A 16,573-nucleotide genomic window follows, 5' to 3' on the forward strand; every position below is an offset into this window, starting at 1 on the left:
GCTTGCGATCAAAATCGTTCCGTTACCGCGTGCTTCGGGGCGGCGTGCCGGCCCCTTAGCGCGCCAGATCCAGGATCGTCTGGAACAGCGTCTCCGATGTCGAGATCACTTTGCTGTTCGCCTGGTACATCTGCTGATACTGCATCAGGTTGGCCGCTTCCTCGTCGAGGTTTACGCCCGATACTTCCTGCTGCTGCGACTTCAACTGCGTCACCAATGTTTCCTGCGTCGTATGGGCGATCGACGTCTGCGATGCCAGCGAACCGACCTGACCGACATAGTCGGCATACCCGCGCGTCAAGGTATCGCCATTGACCAGATTCGCATTCTGCAAATTGCCCATCTTGACGATATTGCTGCCATCGCCACTGAGCGCCGAATTACGGTTCACGCTGAACGTGTCGCCGGCGCGCGGCGTGCCGTTCACCTGCATCTGCATGCCACCGAAATCCAGTACCGAGCCCGGCACGAACGGCACATTGTCCGCCGGTGCCTTGAACGTCCGCTTTTGGTCCGTGCTACCGGCACCGCCGGGCACCGTCACCGTGACATCGGCGTCCTTCGGAAAGCCGGACAACGTGGCGACACTGGCCCCGGTCCGCGGGTCCGTTTTGGCATCCACCGTCAGCTTGACGTCGGGCGCCGGACGACCGTTGAGCCCCTCGAGGCCCTTCAAGGCGATCGCACCGGTCCCACGGTTGCCCGTGGCCGCCGATGTCACCACCGATTGCCCCGCCGCAATCGCGCTGCCTTCCGTGGTCGCCATTTGCAACTGCGTGCCGGACGAACGGGTCGGCACGATCTTGAACGAATCGCCGGCCGCCATCGGTCCGTGCAACTTGTATTCGACGCCATCCACCGTCGCCGGCCAATTACTGACCTGCGTCTGCGTCCCGGTGCGGACGTTGCTCAAGGTGTAATCGCGGCCGTCGTACGACAAGATATAGTCGTCACCGGTCAGTTTGCTGGTGTCGCCGAACGCCGCATCCAACGTGGCCGCGCTGTGGTTGTGCTCGTTCGCGGTCACCGTCGGCTTGTTCAGATCGAACAACGCGCGGCCCGGATGGCCGGTCATATCGACGCCCTGGGCATTCTGTTGATTGATGCCCCCCGCGAACGCGGTCGCAACCCGGCCCAACTGGCTCTGCGCCGGGTCCAGCATCTGCGAACGGAACGTCAACAAACCGCCCAGCTTCCCGCCGGTCAGCGTGCTTTCATTGAGATAGCCGGGTTTGCCGCCTTCGTTATCCGCGCCGACCGCGCCACGATAGCCGATCGTCAGTTCCGATACGTCCGTTGGCGATCGCACCGCCGACAGTGCGAAGGTTTGCGAACCCAGCACCAGCGGCTGACCAGTGCCCGTGAAAATGCTGTAGGAACCGTCGGACTGCGTGGTCATGTTCACGTTGACCAGCTTGCCGAGGTTGGCAAACTGCTTGTCGCGCTCATCCAGCAGCGAGTTCGGCGGCTGGCCTTTCGCGCTTTCGGCGGTGATCTGCCGGTTCAGCGTGGCGATGGACGACGCGGCGCGGTTGATCTGCGACACAGTGTCGTCGATCTGCGAATTGACACTCGCCCGCTGGACGTCCATCTGCTCCGCGGTCTGATGCACGGCATTCACGACCGCCTGCGCACTGCCCATCATCGCGCTGCGCAGCGCGGTATCGGACGGACTGCCGGACAGCGCCTGCGCCGAGGCGAAGAAGCCGCTCATCGTATTCGAGATACCGTTCGACGGATCGCCGACCAGCGCATTCAGCGACTTCGCCTCGGTGTTGTACGTTTCCAACGCGCTGCTTTGAGATTGCGCGGCGTCCAGACGTGACGACAGCGCGTCACTGTAATTCCGTTTGACGGTCTCGACGTCGACCCCGGTACCGACGAATCCGCCACCCGTGTAGATGCTGAACGACGGCTTCAGCAACACCTGCTGCCGGCTGTATCCCGGCGTGGAGGCATTGCTGATGTTCTGACCCGTCGTGGTCAGGCCGTATTGCGCGGCATCAATGCCGCTCAATCCGATATTGGAGAGTGAATTACTCATCGATCCGTCCCGCGCCGCCTTCGGATAGTACTGTCGCCGCATCCCGGAACCCGGTGGCGGGCTATCCCGCTACCGCTCCGTTCCACGTTCCGCTGCCTATCCATCCGCCGCGCCGCCGTGCGCCGTCCTTCGTTGTCCTTCGCCGCCCTCCCGCATCCGTCCTGGATGGCAAGGGCATCGCCGTTGTGTGACCGTCGGATGCCTCCCGGCCCTGTCGTGTTTTTCGTCCCTGCTGTCGCTTTCGCGCCGAAACGCGTGACGCCCGTGACGAAGACTGACGACTCGACGGGCTCACCACTGTTATCGGCGGTGGCGAGCCGAACTTGAGGGAAATTTTCGTCAGACCATCTGCTTGATGATGGCCATTAACTTGCGCGCGTAGTTCGGGTCCGTCGCGTATCCGGCGCGCTGCATGCCGTGCGCGAAACCGCTCGCCGTCTGCGAGCCGCGCAGTGCCTGCGCGTAACGGGCATTGCCGGTCAGCACGTCGGCGTAATCCTTCAATGCTTCCTTGTACGAGCCGTACACGCGGAAACGTTCGTGCATCTTCTGGGGATGACCATTGACGTATTCGGTCGTCGTGGCCACCGTCGTCGGCCCTTTCCAATCGTCGCCGGCCTTCACGCCCAGCACATTGTGCGTGCGCTCGCCGCCCGCGCCGCGAATCTCGCTCTTGCCCCAACCCGATTCCAGCGCGATCTGCGACAGAATGAAATGCGAGGGGATGCCGGTTTCGCGGCTGGCCGCTTCCGCCGCTGGCGTCAGACGCTCCAGGAAGGCGTTCATCCGGTCCGAACCGTTGCGGATTTGAATCGGCTTGCTTTCCTCGGCGCTCATGCCCGCGGGCGCACCGGCGCCGAATGCGCGGGCATTGTCGAGCGAACCGCGTTGCGCGACCTGGCCATACCCCTGCGACCCGGCCGCCAGCGGGCTCACTTCCGTGTGCGACGGACGCCAGCCGGCCTGGATGGCCGCCGCTTCGACCGCCGCCACACGTTCCTGCGTGGTCAGCTTCGAACGATCGTACATATTCATATCGGCCATACGCGCGGCGATGGCGGGATTGGCAGCCGGATTCATCATGGCCACGCCCGGACCCGCGCCCTGCATATTCAGGGCGGTGGCCGCGCTCAGGCCCATGCCGCCCATCGCCGCCATGCCGCCGCCCATATTGCCCATGCCGGCCATGCCTTGTTCGCCACCGGCGTTGCTGCCTTCATAGGCGGCATTCGCCATCGCGGCGGCCTGCATCGCGCGCGCCGCGGCGGCGGCCACACCGGCGGCACCGCTGGCAACGGACGCCTTACCGGCTTGCTCGGGACGTGGCGCCGCTTGGGCGTCGTTGCCGCGCTGTGCGAGAGTGGCGTTGCGGGCTTGCGTCGGCGCCTGTGCCGACTGCACGCCGGCTGCCGCGCCGAGGGCACCGGCACCGCGTACACTGTGCGCATCGAAGGCATCGGCGCCCTTCAGTCCGGCACCGCCGCGCTCCGGCGCGCCGTGACCCTGCTTGCTCAGTTGCTTCAGCAGCGTGTCTGCCAGGCCGACGCCCTTGTTCGACAGCTCCTGCGTGATCTGCCCGTCGAGCATCGATTGGTAGGTTTTACCGTCCTGGCTGTCCATCAAACCGTTCTGCGGCGTGGCATCGCGCATGCTCTTCAGCATCATCGACAGGAACGAGGCATCCACCTGTTTGGCGACAGTCTTTTCGACGGCAGCCGGATCGTCATGCGCGGTACGGCGCAAGGCATCGAAACCCTGGACATCGAGTGAGAAACGTTGCGACAGGTCGCCGCCACCGGCCGGGCCCATGGTATTCATCGATCCCATTCCGCCCGCGCCACCGAGCACGCCCGACGACTTCATATCGTTCATCAGATGATCTCCAGATCGGCGTTCAGCGCACCGGCTGCCTTCATCGCCTGCAGTATCGACATCAGGTCCGCCGGGGTCGCGCCCAGCGCATTCAAACCACGCACCACATCCGCCAGATTAGCGCCCGCACCGACGATTCGCAATGCGCCGCCTTCCTGCTTCACCTGAACGTTGGATTGTTGCGTCGTTACGGTGCTGCCTTGCCCGAAAGCGTTCGGTTGGCTGACCGCCGGGGTTGTATTAATGACAACCGACAGATTGCCGTGGGTCACCGCACAACTCTGCAACGTCACGAGGCGGTTCATCACGATCGAGCCGGTGCGCGCGTTCAAGACGATCTTCGCGATACCGGCGTTCGGCGTGATTTCCAGATCCTGAATGCCGGCGATAAACGCGACCTGCTGCGACGAATCCATCGGTGCATGCAGACCGATCGTGCGTCCGTCCAGCGGATAGGCGGTATTCGCGCCAAAACGACCGTTTACCGCGTTCACGACCTTCATCACATTCTCGAAGTTCGTGTCGTTCAATTCCATCCGCATCGTGCCGTCCGCGGCCAGCATCGTCGGTACGCCGCGTTCCACGATCGCACCGCCGCTGATCTTGCCGACGGCCAGCTGGTTGATCTGCACGCTGCTGCCGTTGGCGCCGCCACCGGCACCGCCCACCAGCATATTGCCCTGCGCCACCGCGTAGACCTGACCGTCCGCGCCCTTCAGCGGCGTCATGATCAGCGTGCCGCCGCGCAGGCTCTTGGCCGTGCCCATCGACGACACCGTAATATCGATCGCCTGCCCAGGCCGTGCGAAGGAGGGCAAGGCCGCCGTGACCATCACCGCGGCCACGTTACGCAGCTGCATATTGGTGCCAGCCGGCACCGTCACGCCGAGCTGCGTCAGCATGCTCGACAAGCTTTGCGTCGTGAACGGCGTCTGCATCGTCTGGTCGCCCGTACCATCCAAGCCGACCACCAGGCCATAACCGATCAGCGGGTTGTCGCGTACGCCCTGAACCGTCGCCAGATCGCGGACACGTTCGGCGTGCGCCGGCGCAACGGACAGCGACAGCAGCGCCGCCGATGCTGAGGCCAGCACCAGCGCGCGCGTGGCGCAGCGCCCGGCGCACCGGACGAGACCGGAGATCGAAAACGAGGAAAGGTCGAAACGCGACATGATCGTGGCCCGCCGTCAGATTTGCATTTGGCTCAGCGTCTGCAACATCTGATCCGATGTCGTCACCGCCTTGCTGTTGATTTCATACGCGCGTTGGGTCTGTATCATATTGACCAGCTCTTCCACCACGTTGACGTTGGAGGCTTCAACATAGCCTTGTTGCAGCGTGCCGACACCATTCGCCCCAGGCTGACCCACCTGCGGCGCGCCCGACGACGCGGTTTCCGAGAACAGATTGCCGCCGTTCGCCTGCAGGCCGGCCGGATTGATGAACGTGGCCAACTGCATCTGGCCGACCTGCGCGGTGGCGGCCGACCCTTGGTTGGTCACCGTCACGCTGCCGTCCTTCGCCACCGTGAACGACACCGCCGTCTGCGGAATCGTGATGGCCGGAATCACCGGATAGCCGTCGGCCGTGACCAACTGGCCGTTTTGATTCGTCTGGAACGAGCCGTCACGCGTATAGCCGGTCGAGCCGTCCGGCATCTGAACCTGGAAGAAGCCCTGACCCTGAATCGCCATATCGCGGGAGTTGCCGGTCTGCTGCAGATTGCCCTGCGTATAAAGACGCTCGCTGGCGATCTGGTGCACGCCGGTACCCATTTGCAGGCCCGACGGCACGGTGGAATCCGCGCTCGACGCCGCACCCGGTTGACGCACGGTTTGGTACAAAAGATCGCTGAATACCGCGCGCGATCCCTTGAAACCGGTCGTGCTGACGTTGGCCAGATTATTCGAGATGGTGTCCATCTGCGATTGCTGGGCGTTCATCCCGGTTGCGGCAATATACAGAGAGCGATTCATGCTGAAACTTCCTCGCGGCAAGCCGCGTAACTATTCGATTCGTTCGGGACGCGGATACGGTCCGCGCAACACAAGGCTCAGGTGCAGGCTTTATCCGCCGCCACCGATCACATCGATCAACCGTTACTGAAATTCAACAGCTGATTGGCCTGCTGTTCGTTCGTCGATGCCATGTCCAACATCTTCATGTGCATCTGGAAACTGCGGGCGTTGTCGATCATCTGGACCATCGCCGTCACCGGATTGACGTTGCTGCCTTCCACCGCCTCCGGAACCACTTGCACCGTTGCATCCGGTGTCAGCGGCTGATTATTTGCCGTGCGAAACAGGCCGTCATCGCCGCGCTTCAATTCCTGCCCCTGCGGATTGACCAGACGCAGTTTGTCGACGACCTGAACCGCCGTCGCGTCGCCACCGGGCGGCAGCGCGGAAATCGTGCCGTCCTTGGCGATTTCCAGCTTCGCACCGGGCGGAATCGCGATCGGACCGGTCCGGCCCAAGACCGAACGGTTTGAACTGTCCACCAGCTGGCCGGCGCTGTTTACGTGCATATTGCCGGCACGCGTGTAGGCTTCGCTGCCGTCGGCCGTCTGCACCGCCAGCCAGCCGCTGCCCGAAATCGCCACATCGGTCGGATTGCCCGTGCGTTGAATCGGACCCGGCGTGAAGTCGGTGCCCGGATTCGTCGTCAGGGCATAGGTCCGCGTCACTGCGCCGCCCGACGTCGCCGTTTCCACCGGTACGGACCGGTAGGCCGACAACTGCGAACGAAAACCCGTCGTGGAGGCGTTCGCGAGGTTATTCGCGATCGTCGCCTGTTGGTCCAGCGCTTGCGAGGCGCCGCTCATCGTCACGTAGATCAGTCTGTCCATCTTTGCGAATCCGGGTGGGTGCTACGCTGGGGCGCCGCAAGGACCGCGGCATCCATCACATCATTCAGACGCTATGTCGATTTACAGATTCATCAGCGTCTGATCGACCGCCTGCTGCGTCTTGATCGTTTGCGCATTCGCCTGGTAGTAGCGTTGCGCGGTGATCAGTTCGACCAGCGACGAGGTCAGATCCACGTTGGCCGCTTCCGTCGCACCCGACTTCAAATTACCGAGCGGCCCCGTGCCGGCGACGCCCGTTTGCGGCTGGCCCGACGTCGAGCTTTGCGCGAACATGTTGTTGCCGAGGTTCTGCAGGCCTTCCGCGTTGGCGAAGCTGGTCAGGGCGACTTGGCCCAGCACCATGCTCTGGCCGTTCGAATAAGTGCCCGTCAGCTTGCCGGCGTTGTCGACGCCGAACGAGGACAGCGAGCCGGCCGCATAGCCGTCGCTGGTCACCGACGTGGCGACGAAGTCGGCGCCGAACTGCGTCATCTTCGAGAAATCCAGCTTCAGCGGTTGCGTCGCCGTTGCGCCGTTTTCCAATTGCAGCTTCACGTTGGCATCCTTGCCCGAGACCAGCGCACCGCTCGTATCGAACGCCAGATGATCGACCGGCTTCGGCAGGCCGGCCGTGTTCGTGCCGCCAACGGCCTTGCCGTCCATCGTCGCGTACACGTTCCAGGTGGATGCCTCGTTCGACGTCTTCTGGTAGTACATATTCAGCGTATGCACATTGCCCAGCGAGTCGAACACCTGCGCCGTCGTGGCGTTGTTGTACGAGCTCGTGTCCGAAGGGTCGAACTGCATATTCTTCGGCACATGCGATGCCGAGTTCAGGTTCGCCTCGGCGGTCACCTTCGTGCTCATCTTCGGATCGACCGATCCACTGGGAATCGTCAACGCTACCGGCGTGGACGTATTCAGCGTGCCCTTCTTGTCCGCCGCATAGCCCATCAGCTTGGAGCCTTGCGCGTTGACGATATTGCCGTCCTTGTCGAGCGTGAACTGCCCGTTACGCGAGTATTGCGCCGCACCGTTGTTCGACAGCGTGAAGAAGCCATTGCCGTTGATCGCCATGTCCAGCGTCTGACCGGTTTCGGTGATCGTACCCTGCGTGAAGTTCTGTCCGATCTTCGCCACGCTGGTGCCGATGCCGGCCTGGTTGTTCGTGCTGGTGTTCATGGCATTCGCATACATCTCGGCGAATTGCGCCTGGCTCTGCTTATAGCCGACGGTGTTCGCGTTCGAGATGTTGTTGCCGATCACATCGAGGTCTTGCGAGGCTGCGGACAAACCGCTAAGGGCCTGGGAGTAAGCCATGACTGCCGTCCTGGATACGTAGTTAGTGCAAGTTGAACAAAGCCGGACCGATGCGTGCGGCGCGACTGTCTTTACTTCGCGCAGGTGTCGGCATACGACCGGGAAATCAGAGGTATTGCGTTACGACGGGGTCATACGATGCTGCTGAGTCTTGCTACAGAATCTGCGAAACGCTCGACAGGCTGGTGACGCTGCCATTGTTCAACTTCAGGCCCGCGGAACCGTTCGGCTGCGCGATCACGCTTTCGACCTTGGCCTGCGACAAGGCCTGCGCCGAGACCGGATCGTCGCCATTCGACGCGCTGACCTTGAACGAGTACTTACCGTCCGGCACGGCGACACCGGCATCGTTCTTCCCGTCCCACGACAGCGTGTTGACGCCGCTTTGATCGCCCGCCACCTTCATCGAACGCACCACCTTGCCGTTTTCGTCCGAGATCTTGACCTGCACGTCCTTCGCGGCCGCATCCAGGTTCACGCCGAAGGCGCTCGCATGGCCCTTGCTCAACGCGATGTCATGACCGTTCGAGATCACGCTCTTGCCGATCAGATTGCTCGCCTGTACCTGCTGCCCCGCGTTCAACTGCTTGGCGAGCGAGGTCATCGTCGCGTTCAACCCGGCAATGCCCGATACCGTGTTGATCTGTGCCAGCTGCGACGTCATCTGCGAGCTGTCCATCGGATTGGTCGGATCCTGATTCTTCATTTCCGTAACCAGCAGGCGCATGAACGTGTCTTGCATCTCCGCGCCGGTCTTGCCCGCGCCCAACGCCTTCGCTTCGCCGCCCGCCGCACTACTCGTGGCCGACGCGCCTGCCGCGCCGGGCGCCCCCGGCGCACCGGCCGCTTCGCCCGGCGCGCGACGGCCGGGACCGTTGACCGCATCGAGCATCTGCTGCGAGAGACCGCCGCCTGCAGCCGAAGCCGCGTTCGAAATCGTGTTCATCCGTGCTTTCCTTACTGACCGAGGGTCAACGTCTTCAACATCAGCGACTTGGCGGTGTTCATCGTCTCGACGTTGGCCTGGTAGGAGCGCGAGGCGGAAATCATATTTACCATCTCGCGTACCGGGTCGACGTTCGGCATCGTCACATAGCCATTCGCATCGGCCGCCGCATTCGAAGGGTCATACACCACCTTCATCGGCGACGGATCATCCACAATCTTGCTGACCTTCACGCCGCCGATGTCGCCTGCCGGATTTCCCGGAACGCCCTGGCCATGCCCGAGCGGATCCACCTGAAACACAACCTGCTTGGCCACATACGGCTTGCCGTCCGGACCGGCCACGCTGTCGACGTTGGCCAAATTACTGGCCGTCGTGTTCAGGCGCTGGGATTCGGCATTCATCGCCGAACCGGCCACCCGGAAGATGTTCATCATCGAAGACATCGCACCACCCTCACCGTTCGTCCGCTTCGTGCCAGGCCGGCGTCGCACCGTCACCCGCATCCCTTCCGCCCCGTTACCGCGGCGGCCGCCCGATCACTTAACTACCGCTACCGCCGCTTACCGCCGTCAACATCGTCTTCATCTGCTGATTGACGATGTTCAGGCCCGTTTCGTAATGCAGCGCGTTGTCGGCAAAATTGACGCGCTCGTTATCCAGTTCCACCGTGTTGCCGTCCATCGCCGACTGGTACGGCGTCCGGTAGGCCGGCGTACCGTAAGCAGCGCTCGCCGCGGCCGCCGCGCCGGCGACACCGGCGAGATGCCCAGGATGCGTTGCGTCCATCGACAAGCTGCCGTTGCCGCTCGCTGCCCCCATGCCGGCATCGCCTTCCGGGCGGGCCATCGCCAGATAGCCGGTGCGCGAGACGCTGCCGCTGTCCCACACCGGGCCCGGCTTCGCCGCCGCATCCGACCCCAGCGCACTGCGCAGCGTCTTGGCGAAATCGACGTCACGCGCCTTGTAGCCCGGCGTGTCGGCGTTGGCGATATTGCCCGACAGCAACTGCTGGCGATAAGCGCGTACATCCAGCGCCTGGCGCCCGAAATTGAATTCCGCGTCGAGTTTGTCCACGAACCGCCCCTTTCCTTTTCAGGTATGGGACGCATCGTACGGGGAAGCGGTCCACGGCAATTCGAGGATAAAGGGGTAATTGGCGCTTCATTTCGGCAGATAGCGCGTTGCAGCCACTCCCTACAATCCGCTCTAACTGAAAAACCGGAGCAGCCCATGCGCGCCGCTACCCCTATCCGATTGTGGCTACAGACCGTTCGCGCCTTGTTTGGCGTGCCTTCGACGCCGATGGCACGCGCCACGGCGGCGACGCAGGACGCGTCGGCGGCACGCGGTGCGGTACGTGTGTCGGCCGCACGCAACAGCATGCGCGCCACTGCGCAACAACGCGGGGCACCGCGCGTGCGACGTTTGTCGTCATCGCCGTTGTCAAAGCGCGACGCGCTGGCAACCGCCGCCGTCCTGGGCTTGGTTGCGGCCTCGCTGATCACCGTGGTGGCACCGGCGCACGCGCAGGGCAACAACGAGGATCCGGCGCGCATCGTTCAGGCGGCCGAGCGTTTCCTGGTGCAGCAAACGGAAGGGGTGCCGGGCCGCGTCACCATCGCGGTGACGCCGCCGCAACCGCAGGGACTGGCTGCCTGCCAATCCCTGGAAGCCTTCCTGCCGCCGGGCGTACGGCTTTGGGGACAGGCGACGGTCGGCGTGCGGTGCGTCGGAGAACGGCCGTGGACGCTGTATCTGCAAGCGCGCGTCGGCGTCATCGGCAATTACTATGTGGCCTCGCACGGTCTGAGCCCTAACACGGTGATCGGACCAAACGATTTGATGGCACAGAACGGTGATCTGACCACCCTGCCCGCCGTGATCGTCACTGATCCGACGCAGATCATCGGCACCACGACGATGGGCGCCGTCATGGCCGGCATGCCGTTGCGGACCGATTCGGTGCGCGCCGCCGTCGCGATTCGTTTCGGCCAGATCGTGAAGCTGATCGCGCAGGGTAACGGGTTTGCGATTTCGTCCGAGGGCAGCGCCCTGGCGAATGCCTCGGCGGGCCAACAGGTCCGCGTTCGCACGTCGAACGGCGCGATCGTCAGTGGCATCGCCCAATCCGACTCGTCCGTCAACATCCCGTTGTAATGCCTCCGCGACCGCGCATGTCCGCCCTTTCCGCCCCCCTGACGTCGTCATCGTGCCCGACCCGCGCCGGACGCGAGCGCACGGTAGGCCGCGCCACGGCCGGGGGCTGGACACGCGCGTACGGTTACGGCGATTTTGCGCGGGGTTTCTTTGGCGAATGCGGCTTTCCTGCTACACTGGAAGCGCATATAGGAATGCACTCTTCGCCGAATGCGCGGATGCGGTCGACTGTCATGTCTTCTGCGTCGGCGCTTTTCGGCCCTGCAGACCACGCTGACGGGACAGACCGTGAAACTCAACGCGAATCCAAACGACGCGTCGGTGCGACAAGACACGTTGCAACGACAAGCCGCACGGACGCGGCCGAATCCGAACGCGGAGGCGGCTGCTGGCGCCACCAATGTATCGGGGCAGCAACAGATTGCGTCGCCGTACGATGCGAGCGGCGCCAACGCGTCCCAACGTATTGGCGGAGACGCTCGCGTCTCGCATCGCACGTCGCAATTGATGGCCGCGGCAAACGATCCCAGTCACGACGTCGACATGAATCGTGTCGCCGCGATCAAGGCGGCGCTGGCCAATGGCTCCTATCAGATCGATTCTTCGCGGATCGCCGACGGCATGCTCCGTGGCTCGCGCGAACTGATGTCGCCGAACGGCGCGATCTGAGCGTTATCCCCTGTTTCTCTGACATCACCCAGCCGCGTTTCACGCCGCTGGGTCGCTTTGTTGTTTTCGCGCTGCCTCCGCTTCCCGCGTCCAAACCGGGTGACAGGCGGCTGCCGTCTTGCGCTTCGCTGGAACTTCCGTGATGACACCGACCCTCTCGCTCAATTACGCCGTATTGCTGACCTTGCTCGACCATGAAATTGCCGCCTTGCGACTATTCGTGACGACCTTGCAGGAAGAGCAGCAACTGCTGGCGCGCAGCACCGATGTGTCGACGTTGCCCGATATCGTGACGCGCAAGACCGAACTGTATAGACAATTGAGCGATTTGGGCCGGCAGCGGACTTCGTGGTTTGTCAGCGCGGCATTGTCGGGGATGCAATCGTTATTGGAGCGCACCCGTCAATCGGATCCCGCTGTCACGCAAGAAATCGCGGCGAAATGGGAAACGCTGTTGGGACTTGCACGGAGCGCACGCGCCAGTAACGAAACGAATGGTCGACTAGTCCGGACACGTATGGTGTACAACCGGTCGGCGCTCGACGCGATCCGCGTTGCAAGCGGCGCGACGACATTGTCGACCTACGGCGCAGACGGACGGATGGGGTGACGTCGGCACTGTCGCCCGATGAAAACGATTTTATAGACTGCGACCATCCGCCGCATGTTCGATTTAGTAAATAATCAAGCGACTGTTCGTCAACTGTTATGTGACGAAATATCCGAACGATTAACAGCTTGTTGCATTTATACCGAGGAAATTTCTAAAGTTCCCCTGGGGTAGGCCGTTAAGGCAGGAAACCTCCCTCGGGGAACTGCTGTGAAATTGAATCCATCCTTACCGGGTCAAACGCCCGCGGCCTTGCAAAAGCCGACCGTTGGCAACCAGGCAGGCGCCTCGGCGTCACCGCTGACGCCTGCCATTCTTGCCAACACCACCATTGCCAGCGGCAGTGTGTCGTTTTCGCCGATGACGGCAGCATTGCTAGCTGCCGCCAGCGATCCGAGCAACGACATCGACGTGCCACGTGTGGACGAACTGCGTTCGGCGATCGCCAACGGTACGCTGCGCATCGACGCCGCGAAGATCGCGGACGGTCTGCTGGTGACGACACAGGAGCTGATCCAGATGCCCAACTAAGCGGGCTGTCTGGCGCCGGAGCACGTGCCCGCCGTTGGCGGGATGTGTGTCGACACGTCGTCGGATCGTCGTCGAGCGGAATCACGTCGATCGCGCGCACTATGCATTATTTTATCTGGCACGCCCTATCTTCTCTTATCGTCTGCGGCACTCGGCGGTATAGTGGGACTCTGTGAACTTGCGCGCCGTGTGCGCCTTCGTGCCCTGATGCTAACTGCTGACGTCGCTTCTCAATTCGCTTCCATCGCGCTTCGTCATCTGACCCGCGAATATCCGAATAGCCTGCTGCACGTCCTGGCCGATGACAACGATGCCGTCACGCCGCGCCAACTGCATCCGGTGTTCTACGGCAGTTACGATTGGCACTCCTGCGTGCACGGCTACTGGCTGCTGGCCTCGCTGCTCGAGCACTTCCCCTCAGTCCCGCAACGCGAAACGATCCGCACGACGTTCGATGCCCATTTGACGCCGGAACGGTTGGCCGGTGAGGTCGCGTATTTTGAACGGCCTACCGCACGGGGCTATGAGCGGCCTTATGGCTGGGCCTGGCTGCTGGCGTTACAAGGCCAATTGCATCGCATGGCCGAGTCGGGCGATACCGATGCACGCCGCTGGCACGACGCCTTGCGCCCGCTTGCGGATCTGCTGGTCGCACGCTTCACCGAATTCCTGCCGAAGTGCACCTACCCGTTGCGCGTCGGCACCCACTTCAACACCGCGTTTGCGTTGGCGCTGGCGCTCGACTACGCGCGAGATGTCGGCAACGCGCCGTTTGCGGCACTGCTCAACGATACCGCCGTGCGGTGGTATAGCGAGGACCGCGGTTATCAGGGCTGGGAACCGGCTGGGGACGAGTTCCTGTCCCCGGGCTGGATGGAGGCCGACCTGATGCGGCGCGTCCTGCCGGCCGACACCTTCCTGTCCTGGTTCGATGCGTTTCTGCCGGATCTGCTGAAAGGGCAGCCAGCGGCGATGTTCGTTCCGGCGACGGTAAGCGATCGCAGCGACGGCAAGCTGGCGCATCTCGACGGTTTGAATCTGAGCCGTGCCTGGTGCCTGCGGCAGATCGCGCAGGCGCTACCGGAAAACGACGCACGGCGCGCATTGCTGGCGAACACGGCGCATGTGCATTTGACGCAGGCCCTGGCGCAGGTCGAGGGCGACTACATGGGCGAGCATTGGCTGGCAACGTTCGCGCTTCTCGCGCTGATGGCGGAGCCTGATTGACCGGGAACGCGTACGATGCTTTGCGGCGCAATGCCAAGCGCACCGAGAACGATTTATCGCATGCCGCTACTCTTGATCGACCTCTGGCCAGAGCTTAGGAAACAGGAAGCGCAGGCTACGGAGCGGTAGGCTGAACGTCAAATCGCCGCGGTGCGTCGGGGCATCGAGTAGACCAAAATCCTGCAAGGAACGAACGATTCGGCGTTTGTTGACGTCACTGACATTGCCCAACATTTGCCCGAATTCGGCACGCGTGGCGGCACGCGTGCGCATCACAAACTCCATCGGGAGCACGGCAGCGTCTGCTTTTATAACGGATTTTTCTGATCCAAGCGCCCAAGGATGAGCCTCGAGATAATGTAAAAGATCTTTCGTCCGCTCTGTAATTCCGTCGAAATCGGTCATCCGAACCATAAACTCGGCCTGATCGATGCAGCAATCCAGAAAGAATTCGACAAATTGAACAAGGCCCTCCTGCGAAAGGTTGCCGCGCCCATCCAGATCATTACGACGTGATTGGTCTGCCGCACTCAGCCTTGCATAGTACTCTGCGTGTGAGCGTGCAAGTCCTCGTAGCGGAGACCATAATCCGTGGGTCAACGCAGCAGCCCGCAAAGCAAGGTGCGAATGCAGACGGGCAACGCGCCCGTTACCGTCGACAAAGGGATGAATCCATGTCAGGCGATGATGCGAACACGCGATACCGATTAATTGGTACTCCCTTCCACGAATGCGTGCATATCTTGTTGCCCACGCATTGAGTAAGGGTTCAATGAGCTCGGGTCGCGGTGCCAGATGGCGTCCTACGGTAACGTCACTCTGCCGTATCTCTCCTGGGAGGATCGCCTCCCCTTCGCCGGTGAAGCGATCCTCTGCAGGCAAAAACGCGAAGAAACGATCGTGTAAAACAGAAATTCGTTCAGGCTCGAACAACGCGCTGACGGTCAGCCCGGCCCAGTCCTGCTCCAGAGTCGATTCGGCTTCGATATGCGCCATCGCAAAGAGCTGCTTTTTTCGCTCCGCATCGTCGACAGCATAATGCCGGTTCAAGGCCGCTTCGATCTTAGCTGGCGTCGTATGTTGCCCTTCGATCTTATTCGTGTAGTACGAATTCATCGCGCGCAATTGCGGGATCAACGCCCGCGCCATTGGCGTTTCTGTCATCGGAATCAATTTCTGAGACAGTTCAATCAAACGAGAGGCACGTTCAAGGAGTGGCTCAAGCATTCGATCTTCGGGATAGAGCGGCTCGAAAGACACCACGCTGCTAGCCATGCTGGTCGTCCAGATAAATGTAGAGTTCTTTGTACACCAATAAACGCCACAAGTCTTTATATTAAAACACTAATTCAGAATTTATGTAGTGTTCCAAGTAGAGTTGCATGTAGGGTTCGAGACGGGCGTGATGGGCGACACGAAGCGTGGTCGAGGATGGTGAGGACAGGGGATGCACGTGTCGCTTGCCCGGTGCGCCGTGACCGGTGCCGGGCCGTGAGTCGTGCGGAAAGAAAAGACAGAGTGAGCGCGCCGTCACCTACTCGGAATGCGACGGCGGCAGGGCGTAGGGCGACACAGTGCCCCTTCGTTGCCGCCCTTTAAGACATTGCCGGCGCGAACTCGCGCATTTTGGCGCGCAGCCGGCCCACGGCCTGGCTGTGCAATTGGCAGACGCGCGATTCGCTGACTTCCATCACGGCGCCGATTTCGCGCAGATTCAGGCCCTGCTCGTAGTACAAGCTCAGCAACAGCTTTTCCCGATCCGGCAGACGCTCGATCGCCTCGATCAAGGCCCCGCGAAACGCGCCATCCATCAGCGTCGCGAGCGGGTCGGTCTTGTCCACGCAGTGCCGGTCCAGGAACGATTCGTCACCGCCTTCGCGTTCGAAATCTTCGTAGTAGAACAGCTGGCTGCCGTGCAGGTCCTGCAGCATCGACTGGTACTCGTCCAGCGGCAGTTGCAGGTGCTCCGCGACTTCCGATTCGGTCGCCGAGCCGCCCTTGCGTTGCTCGACCTCGTGCACGGCTTTTTCCACCTGGCGCGACGAGCGCCGCAGACTACGCGGCAACCAGTCGTTCTCGCGCAGCTGATCGAGAATCGCACCGCGGATCCGTTGGCTCGCATAGGTCTCGAATTGCGCGCCGAGTTCGCCCTTGTAGCGGTTGGCGGCATCGAGCAATCCGATCATGCCGGCCTGGATCAGATCGTCCAGGTCGACGCTGGACGGCAGCTTGGCGACGATATGCAACGCAATCCGACGCACGAGCGGCGCGTAGCGCATCGCTGTATCGTGCATCGACTGTTCGTTTTGCGTCAATTTGCCTTGGGCAGTGTACATCCGCGACTCC

At 62.2% G+C, this 16,573-nt stretch carries 16 protein-coding genes; 5 read left to right on the top strand and 11 right to left on the bottom strand.

Going from position 1 to position 16,573, the window contains the following annotated elements; all coding sequences use genetic code 11:
* Nucleotides 1-55: 55 nt before the first annotated feature.
* The 9 genes from flgK to ABEG21_RS25040 all read right to left on the bottom strand — a co-directional run bounded on the left by flgK (nucleotide 56) and on the right by ABEG21_RS25040 (nucleotide 10,107).
* Entirely contained in the window at nucleotides 56-2,044 is a 1,989-nt protein-coding gene (gene flgK / locus ABEG21_RS25000) for a flagellar hook-associated protein FlgK (RefSeq protein ID WP_347558295.1), read from the bottom strand.
* Between the two features lie 339 nt (nucleotides 2,045-2,383).
* Nucleotides 2,384-3,916 (bottom strand): flagellar assembly peptidoglycan hydrolase FlgJ, encoded by a 1,533-nt coding sequence (gene flgJ, locus ABEG21_RS25005; RefSeq protein WP_347558296.1) that lies wholly within the window; start codon nucleotides 3,914-3,916, stop codon nucleotides 2,384-2,386.
* Nucleotides 3,916-5,088 (bottom strand): flagellar basal body P-ring protein FlgI, encoded by a 1,173-nt coding sequence (locus ABEG21_RS25010; protein ID WP_347558297.1) that lies wholly within the window; start codon nucleotides 5,086-5,088, stop codon nucleotides 3,916-3,918. Before ABEG21_RS25010 ends, flgJ begins: the two co-directional genes overlap by 1 nt.
* Nucleotides 5,089-5,103: 15 nt before the next feature.
* Nucleotides 5,104-5,892 carry a flagellar basal-body rod protein FlgG gene (flgG, locus tag ABEG21_RS25015; protein WP_347558298.1) on the bottom strand — a complete coding sequence of 263 codons (789 nt, stop codon included), beginning with the start codon at nucleotides 5,890-5,892 and terminating at the stop codon, nucleotides 5,104-5,106.
* A 116-nt stretch (nucleotides 5,893-6,008) separates the two neighbouring features.
* Nucleotides 6,009-6,764, bottom strand: coding sequence for a flagellar basal-body rod protein FlgF (gene flgF / locus ABEG21_RS25020; RefSeq protein ID WP_347558299.1), 756 nt, complete (start codon nucleotides 6,762-6,764; stop codon nucleotides 6,009-6,011).
* Nucleotides 6,765-6,845: 81 nt separating this feature from the next.
* Nucleotides 6,846-8,084, bottom strand: a complete 1,239-nt coding sequence (gene flgE / locus ABEG21_RS25025; protein ID WP_347558300.1) for a flagellar hook protein FlgE — start codon at nucleotides 8,082-8,084, stop codon at nucleotides 6,846-6,848.
* 154 nt (nucleotides 8,085-8,238) lie between these two features.
* Nucleotides 8,239-9,030 (bottom strand): flagellar hook assembly protein FlgD, encoded by a 792-nt coding sequence (locus tag ABEG21_RS25030; RefSeq protein ID WP_347558301.1) that lies wholly within the window; start codon nucleotides 9,028-9,030, stop codon nucleotides 8,239-8,241.
* 11 nt (nucleotides 9,031-9,041) lie between these two features.
* Entirely contained in the window at nucleotides 9,042-9,476 is a 435-nt protein-coding gene (flgC, locus tag ABEG21_RS25035) for a flagellar basal body rod protein FlgC (protein WP_347558302.1), read from the bottom strand.
* 97 nt (nucleotides 9,477-9,573) lie between these two features.
* Nucleotides 9,574-10,107 (bottom strand): flagellar basal body protein, encoded by a 534-nt coding sequence (locus ABEG21_RS25040; RefSeq protein WP_347558303.1) that lies wholly within the window; start codon nucleotides 10,105-10,107, stop codon nucleotides 9,574-9,576.
* Between the two features lie 156 nt (nucleotides 10,108-10,263).
* On the opposite strand from ABEG21_RS25040, the gene flgA reads away from it, so the two are divergent.
* From flgA to ABEG21_RS25065, 5 genes are all read left to right on the top strand, one after another.
* Nucleotides 10,264-11,190, top strand: a complete 927-nt coding sequence (gene flgA / locus ABEG21_RS25045) for a flagellar basal body P-ring formation chaperone FlgA (protein WP_347558304.1) — start codon at nucleotides 10,264-10,266, stop codon at nucleotides 11,188-11,190.
* Nucleotides 11,191-11,478: 288 nt separating this feature from the next.
* Nucleotides 11,479-11,859, top strand: coding sequence for a flagellar biosynthesis anti-sigma factor FlgM (gene flgM, locus ABEG21_RS25050; protein ID WP_347558305.1), 381 nt, complete (start codon nucleotides 11,479-11,481; stop codon nucleotides 11,857-11,859).
* Between the two features lie 142 nt (nucleotides 11,860-12,001).
* Entirely contained in the window at nucleotides 12,002-12,469 is a 468-nt protein-coding gene (locus tag ABEG21_RS25055) for a flagellar protein FlgN (RefSeq protein WP_347558306.1), read from the top strand.
* 210 nt (nucleotides 12,470-12,679) lie between these two features.
* A complete protein-coding gene (gene flgM, locus ABEG21_RS25060; protein ID WP_347558307.1) occupies nucleotides 12,680-13,000 on the top strand; it encodes a flagellar biosynthesis anti-sigma factor FlgM in 321 nt (106 codons plus the stop codon).
* Between the two features lie 207 nt (nucleotides 13,001-13,207).
* Nucleotides 13,208-14,227, top strand: coding sequence for a DUF2891 domain-containing protein (locus tag ABEG21_RS25065; RefSeq protein ID WP_347558308.1), 1,020 nt, complete (start codon nucleotides 13,208-13,210; stop codon nucleotides 14,225-14,227).
* 66 nt (nucleotides 14,228-14,293) lie between these two features.
* Here ABEG21_RS25065 and ABEG21_RS25070 read toward each other — a convergent pair whose 3' ends face one another.
* Together ABEG21_RS25070 and ABEG21_RS25075 are read right to left on the bottom strand one after the other, a co-directional pair.
* Entirely contained in the window at nucleotides 14,294-15,502 is a 1,209-nt protein-coding gene (locus ABEG21_RS25070; RefSeq protein WP_347558309.1) for a Fic family protein, read from the bottom strand.
* Between the two features lie 320 nt (nucleotides 15,503-15,822).
* Nucleotides 15,823-16,563: an RNA polymerase sigma factor FliA gene (locus ABEG21_RS25075; RefSeq protein ID WP_347558310.1), complete on the bottom strand. Its 741-nt coding sequence runs from the start codon at nucleotides 16,561-16,563 to the stop codon at nucleotides 15,823-15,825.
* Nucleotides 16,564-16,573: the final 10 nt, after the last annotated feature.

The organism is Robbsia sp. KACC 23696 (genome assembly GCF_039852015.1).
GTDB lineage: Bacteria > Pseudomonadota > Gammaproteobacteria > Burkholderiales > Burkholderiaceae > Robbsia.

Coding starts and splice junctions, on each gene's coding strand:
- flgK (WP_347558295.1), bottom strand. CDS start 2,044: ATGAGTAATTCACTCTCCAATATCGGATTGAGCGGCATTGATGCCGCG.
- flgC (WP_347558302.1), bottom strand. CDS start 9,476: ATGTCTTCGATGATGAACATCTTCCGGGTGGCCGGTTCGGCGATGAAT.
- ABEG21_RS25070 (WP_347558309.1), bottom strand. CDS start 15,502: ATGGCTAGCAGCGTGGTGTCTTTCGAGCCGCTCTATCCCGAAGATCGA.
- ABEG21_RS25055 (WP_347558306.1), top strand. CDS start 12,002: ATGACACCGACCCTCTCGCTCAATTACGCCGTATTGCTGACCTTGCTC.
- flgJ (WP_347558296.1), bottom strand. CDS start 3,916: ATGAACGATATGAAGTCGTCGGGCGTGCTCGGTGGCGCGGGCGGAATG.
- flgA (WP_347558304.1), top strand. CDS start 10,264: ATGCGCGCCGCTACCCCTATCCGATTGTGGCTACAGACCGTTCGCGCC.
- flgG (WP_347558298.1), bottom strand. CDS start 5,892: ATGAATCGCTCTCTGTATATTGCCGCAACCGGGATGAACGCCCAGCAA.
- ABEG21_RS25075 (WP_347558310.1), bottom strand. CDS start 16,563: ATGTACACTGCCCAAGGCAAATTGACGCAAAACGAACAGTCGATGCAC.
- flgE (WP_347558300.1), bottom strand. CDS start 8,084: ATGGCTTACTCCCAGGCCCTTAGCGGTTTGTCCGCAGCCTCGCAAGAC.
- ABEG21_RS25030 (WP_347558301.1), bottom strand. CDS start 9,030: ATGAACACGATTTCGAACGCGGCTTCGGCTGCAGGCGGCGGTCTCTCG.
- flgF (WP_347558299.1), bottom strand. CDS start 6,764: ATGGACAGACTGATCTACGTGACGATGAGCGGCGCCTCGCAAGCGCTG.
- ABEG21_RS25065 (WP_347558308.1), top strand. CDS start 13,208: ATGCTAACTGCTGACGTCGCTTCTCAATTCGCTTCCATCGCGCTTCGT.
- ABEG21_RS25010 (WP_347558297.1), bottom strand. CDS start 5,088: ATGTCGCGTTTCGACCTTTCCTCGTTTTCGATCTCCGGTCTCGTCCGG.